The organism is Streptomyces sp. NPDC002265 (assembly GCF_040296125.1).
Classification (GTDB): domain Bacteria; phylum Actinomycetota; class Actinomycetes; order Streptomycetales; family Streptomycetaceae; genus Streptomyces.
Genome location: NZ_JBEOWS010000505.1, coordinates 1 through 4,976 on the forward strand (window position 1 = coordinate 1; position 4,976 = coordinate 4,976).

3 protein-coding genes are annotated in these 4,976 nt (G+C 72.2%); 2 read left to right on the forward strand and 1 reads right to left on the reverse strand.

Annotated features, from left to right (window positions below):
* The first annotated feature begins 325 nt into the window (after positions 1–325).
* Positions 326–1,399: an LLM class flavin-dependent oxidoreductase gene (locus ABT085_RS43580; RefSeq protein ID WP_351621934.1), complete on the forward strand. Its 1,074-nt coding sequence runs from the start codon at positions 326–328 to the stop codon at positions 1,397–1,399.
* On the opposite strand, the gene ABT085_RS43585 is transcribed toward ABT085_RS43580, so the two are convergent.
* A complete protein-coding gene (locus tag ABT085_RS43585) occupies positions 1,378–3,198 on the reverse strand; it encodes a putative bifunctional diguanylate cyclase/phosphodiesterase (RefSeq protein WP_351621931.1) in 1,821 nt (606 codons plus the stop codon). The two genes, ABT085_RS43580 and ABT085_RS43585, sit on opposite strands and share 22 nt — an antisense overlap.
* Before the next feature lie 424 nt (positions 3,199–3,622).
* Between ABT085_RS43585 and ABT085_RS43590 the strand changes: the two genes are divergently transcribed.
* Positions 3,623–4,843, forward strand: a complete 1,221-nt coding sequence (locus ABT085_RS43590; protein ID WP_351621937.1) for a M6 family metalloprotease domain-containing protein — start codon at positions 3,623–3,625, stop codon at positions 4,841–4,843.
* Positions 4,844–4,976 lie beyond the last annotated feature (133 nt).

Here is a 4,976-nt window from a genome sequence, read left to right on the forward strand (position 1 = left end):
CGGGACCCCGGGCGGGCTCCCGGGGTGAGCCCCGTCGGACGGGTCCCCGGGCGGGTCCCCGGGCGGGTCCCCGGACAGGTCCCCGGGCGGGTCCCCGGACAGGTCCCCGGACAGGTCCCCGGGCGGGTCCGCGAGCCGGTTTCCCGGGCGGGCTCCCGGAACGGCCGGGGGTGGCCGGGAATAAGCGGGGACAGTCTCCTGTTGCTCGCCCGAGGACAGCGCAGGGCCGAGAACAGGCCGAGAGCAGGAGGCACTCACCGTGACGGCAGACGAGATCCCGGACGAGGCACAGGACACCCGCGGCACCCGCGACGAGGCGCACGGCATCCGGGCCGAGGCCCGGGGCAGCGCGCCCGTCCCCCTGTCCGTACTGGACCTGGTCACCGTCGGCGCGGGCAGCACCGCCACCGACGCCCTGCGCACCAGTGTCGCGCTGTCCCGGCTCGCGGAGTCCCGCGGCTTCCACCGCTACTGGGTCGCCGAGCACCACTCCATGCCGGGCGTCGCCTCCTCGTCGCCCGCGGTGATCCTCGCCCACCTCGCCGCCCACACCGAGCGCATCCGGCTCGGTTCGGGCGGCGTCATGCTGCCCAACCACGCCCCGCTGGTGATCGCCGAGCAGTTCGGCACGCTGGAGGCGATGGCCCCCGGCCGGATCGACCTCGGCCTCGGCCGGGCCCCCGGCACGGACGGGGCCACCGCGGCCGCCCTGCGCCGCACCGACTCCCTGAACGAGGGCGCCGACGACTTCCCGCAGCAGCTCGCGGAGCTGCTGCGCTTCCTGGACGACGACTTCCCCGACGGGCACCCCTACGCCCGTATCCACGCCATCCCGGGCCCGGTCCAGGGCAGCACACCCGGCGGTGTGCAGTCCCCGCACCGGCCGCCCGTCTGGCTGCTGGGCTCGTCCGGCTTCAGCGCCCGGCTGGCCGCCATGCTCGGCCTGCCGTTCGCCTTCGCGCACCACTTCTCGGCACAGAACACCGTTCCGGCGCTCGACCTGTACCGGCAGCAGTTCCGGCCGTCCGCCGTCCTCGACGAGCCCTACGCCCTCATCGGGGTCTCCGCGCTCGCCGCCGACGACGAGAAGGAGGCCCGCAGGCAGGTTCGGGCCACCGCCCTGAACATGATCCGGCTGCGCTCCGGCCGGCCCGGTCTCTTCCCCGACCCCGCGGACGCCGAGGCCCATGAATTCAGCCCGCTGGAGCAGGAGTTCGTCGACTCCTGGGCGGGCAACATCGTGCACGGCACGGCGGACGAGGTGCGCGCCGGTCTGGACGGCCTCCAGAAGCGCACCGGCGCCGACGAGTTGATGCTCACCTCGCACGCCCACCGCGGCGAGCTGCGGCTGCGCTCCTACGAACTCATCGCGGACGCCTACGGGTTGCCGACCGCGTAGGACGTCGTCCCCAGCAGTTCGGAGATACGATCCGGCGGCACCGGACGGGAGTACAGCCAGCCCTGTCCGGTGTCGCAGCCGATGTGCCGCAGCCGGGCGGCCTGGGTGAGGGTCTCCACGCACTCGGCGGTGACCGTCAGGCCCAGACGGTGGGCGAGCTGGATCATCGCCTCCACGACCACCTCGTCCGCCGGGTTCGGGCGCTCGCCCGTCTCGTCGTACTGGAAGCCCCGGACGAAGGAACCGTCCAGTTTCAGTACCGACACGGGCAGCCGGCTGAGGTAGGCGAGGTTGGAGTAGCCGGTTCCGAAGTCGTCGATGGCGATCCGTACGCCCATGTCGCTCAGTGCCTGGAGGGCTTGGAGCGGGCGGCCCGCGGAGCCCATCACCGCCGATTCGGTCAGCTCCAACTGGAGCAGGCTCGGGGCGAGTTCGGCCTCCGCCAGCACCGACGCCACATCCGCGACCAGATCGGAGTCCCAGACCTGGCGGACGGCCACGTTGACGCTGACGAAGATCGGCGGCTCCTCCGGGTGGTCGAGCTGCCAGCGGCGGGCCTGCCGGCAGGAGGTGGCCAGCGCCCAGCGGCCGAGCTGGACGATCGAGCCGTCCTCCTCGGCCAGGGCGATGAACCGGTTCGGCGTCAGCAGGCCGAACTGGGGGTGGTTCCAGCGCGCGAGGGCCTCGACCCCGTGCAGCCGGCCGTCCTCCATGCCGACCAGCGGCTGGTACTCCAGCACGAACTCGCCGCGCTCGATGGCGGGTCGCAGCGCGGAGGCCAGGGCCTGCCGGGTCATGCGGTGGGCGTTGCGCTCCGGGTCGAACAGCGTCCAGCGGGACTTGCCGTCGGCCTTCGCCCAGTACAGCGTGGTGTCGGCGGCCTGCATCAGACCGGTGGCCGTGGTCCCGGCCGCGTGCCGCTCCACGACACCGATCGAGGCCGACAACGACAGGCGGCGGCCCGCCAGTTCGAAGGGGGCCTGCAGGGCCGTCAGTACGGACTCGGCGAGTTCGGCGAGCTGGTCGGTGCCGGTGGAGTCCTCGACGAGCAGCGCGAACTCGTCGCCGCCGAGCCGGGCCACCAGCGGGGTGCCCGCCCTGGCCAGCCCGGCCTGCTCGGCGACCCGGGTCAGCCGTTCGGCCACGGCGGCCAGCAGTCGGTCGCCGACGCGGTGGCCGAGGGTGTCGTTGACCGCCTTGAAGCCGTCCACGTCGAGGTAGCACAGGCCGATCCGCCCGGTGCCGCTGCGCTCGTACGACTCCGCCTCCAGGGCGGCCGTCAGCCGCTCGAAGAACAGGGTGCGGTTGGGCAGCCGGGTCACCGGGTCGTGCATCTGCAAGTGCCGCAGTCTGGACTGGAGTTCACGGCGGTCGCTGATGTCGGCGACGGCGAGCAGGACTCCGGGTTCGCCGCCTGCCAGCGGCGCGACGGTGACCTGCACCCACACCGCACGGCCGTCGGGATGCTTCAGCCGGCGGGTGCAGCGCAGCTTCACCTGCCGGCCGCGCAGCACCTCGCGGTAGGCGTGCCAGGCGCGGGTGTCGGAGGGCAGGTCCACCAGGTCGGCGGCGGAGCGTCCGACGAGCGTCGCCGAGTCGCTGCCGAGCAGGGTGCCCAGCATGGCGTTGGCGCCGACGACCATGCCCTCGCGGTCGACCACGGCCATGGCCAGGGGCGCCGTCGCGAAGACGGAGCGGTACGTGGACGCGCTCCGAGGAGACGCGTCAAGATCACTGTCTGTGACGGCCGACCGGTCGAGGTCTGCCGCGGGCGTCGGCCCTTCGGACGTTCCGCTCACCGCTCGCTCCCGCAGTGCACTCGATCTCTGTCCGCGCAGCAAAGTGTGCCGATCATAGAGGGTGGTCCCAAGGCCTTCCAGCCACTGTCCAGTGTCCCTGACGGTGCGACCTTTCTGACAGATCGTTTCTGCCCGCGCCTGGGCGGGTTCTTCAAGCGGCGGATCGCTTGTGACGTTCCGTGAGTACTTCGGGGGTGTCGTCTGTACCCAGATCCGGGGCTGCTCACTCATCCGGGTCAGATAAACAGGACATAGGACAGCAAAGCTACGCAGGCTGGATGCGGTGTCGAACCGTGAACCGTATCCGGAGGTCCCGTTGCCGCGTCAGCCGCTCCGCGAGGGACTTGGGCGCGGGGTTCTCAGGAGCCTCGGCCGGGTGGCGCCGCGCTCCCGACTGCGCAGTGTCGCGGCCGTGTTCACCACGATGTCGGCGCTCGCGGCGACCTCGCTGTTCGGCAGTACCTCGGTGGCCGAACCGTTCTCGGCCGAGCCCTGCGCGCTGCGGCGCACCGGCGCCCACCACTCGGAGGGCCTGGACACCTGGAACGCCTCCTATCCGCGGCCGACCCGCCCGCTGGACGCGGTGATGATCTTCCTGTCCTTCCCGGACGCCGTCCCGCGGACCACCCCCGCCCAGCTCGCCGCCGACCACTTTCCGGCCACCAGCCAGTTCTTCGCCCGCGCCTCCTACGGCAGGTTCACGCTCCGCCCGCATCCGCTGCGGCACTGGATCCGGATGCCGAAGCCGTCCACCACGTATGCGATAAGGCGTGACTGGGACACCACGAGCCGGTCCTCCTATCTGCGGGACGCGCTCGCCGTCGCCGACCCGCAGGTCGACTTCTCGCGCTACGACGTCGTCTACTTCGTCGCCGACCCCGACGCGCCGGGCGTGGACTCGGACGCCACGAAGGTCGTCAACCTCGACACCCCGTTGCGGGCGGACGGCACGGACCTGCGCCGGGTGGTGACCGTCTTCGAGAAGCACCCTCCGGACCGGCTGGTGCTCGCGCACGAGACAGGCCATGTGTTCGACCTGCCGGACCTCTACCACCGGCCGGTGGACGGCAAGGGGGACTGGGACACCTACGTCGGCGACTGGGACCTGATGGGCAGCCAGTTCGGACTCGCCCCGGATCTGTTCGCCTGGCACAAGTGGAAACTGGGCTGGCTGGATCCCCGCCAGGTGGTGTGCGTACGCGCGGCCGGACCGACCCGGCTGACCCTCGAACCCCTGGCCGCGGGCCCCGGCGTCACCGTCCCCGGCGCCACCGGGGCCCCCGCGTTCGGCCTGGGGGGCGGCACCAAGCTCGCGGTGGTGCGCACCGGGGCCGACAGCGCACTCGCCTTCGAGGCGCGCGGCCCGCTCGGCAACGACAAGGCCGCCTGCAACTCGGGCGTCCTCGTCTACCGCGTGCACAGCGGCGCGGAGTCGGGCCGGGGTCCCATCGAGGTGATCGACGCCCATCTGCGCGGCGACGACTGCTGGGGTAGCTCCGTCTATCCGCCGCTCGCCGACGCGCCGGTGGGCCTGGGCGAGAGCTTCACGGTGCCGGGCGATCACGTACGGGTGACGGTGGAGGGACGCACGGCTTCCGGGGCCTGGACGGTGGAGATCGCCATGGGGGCCGCCCTGCGGCGGTGACGCGTGCGGCGGGGCGTTTCCGGGGCCGGATACGACGATGGGGTCCGTGGAAACCACGGACCCCATCGCCTTCATCACGTGCGCCGCCAGGGACTCGAACCCCGGACCCGCTGATTAAGAGTCAGCTGCTCTA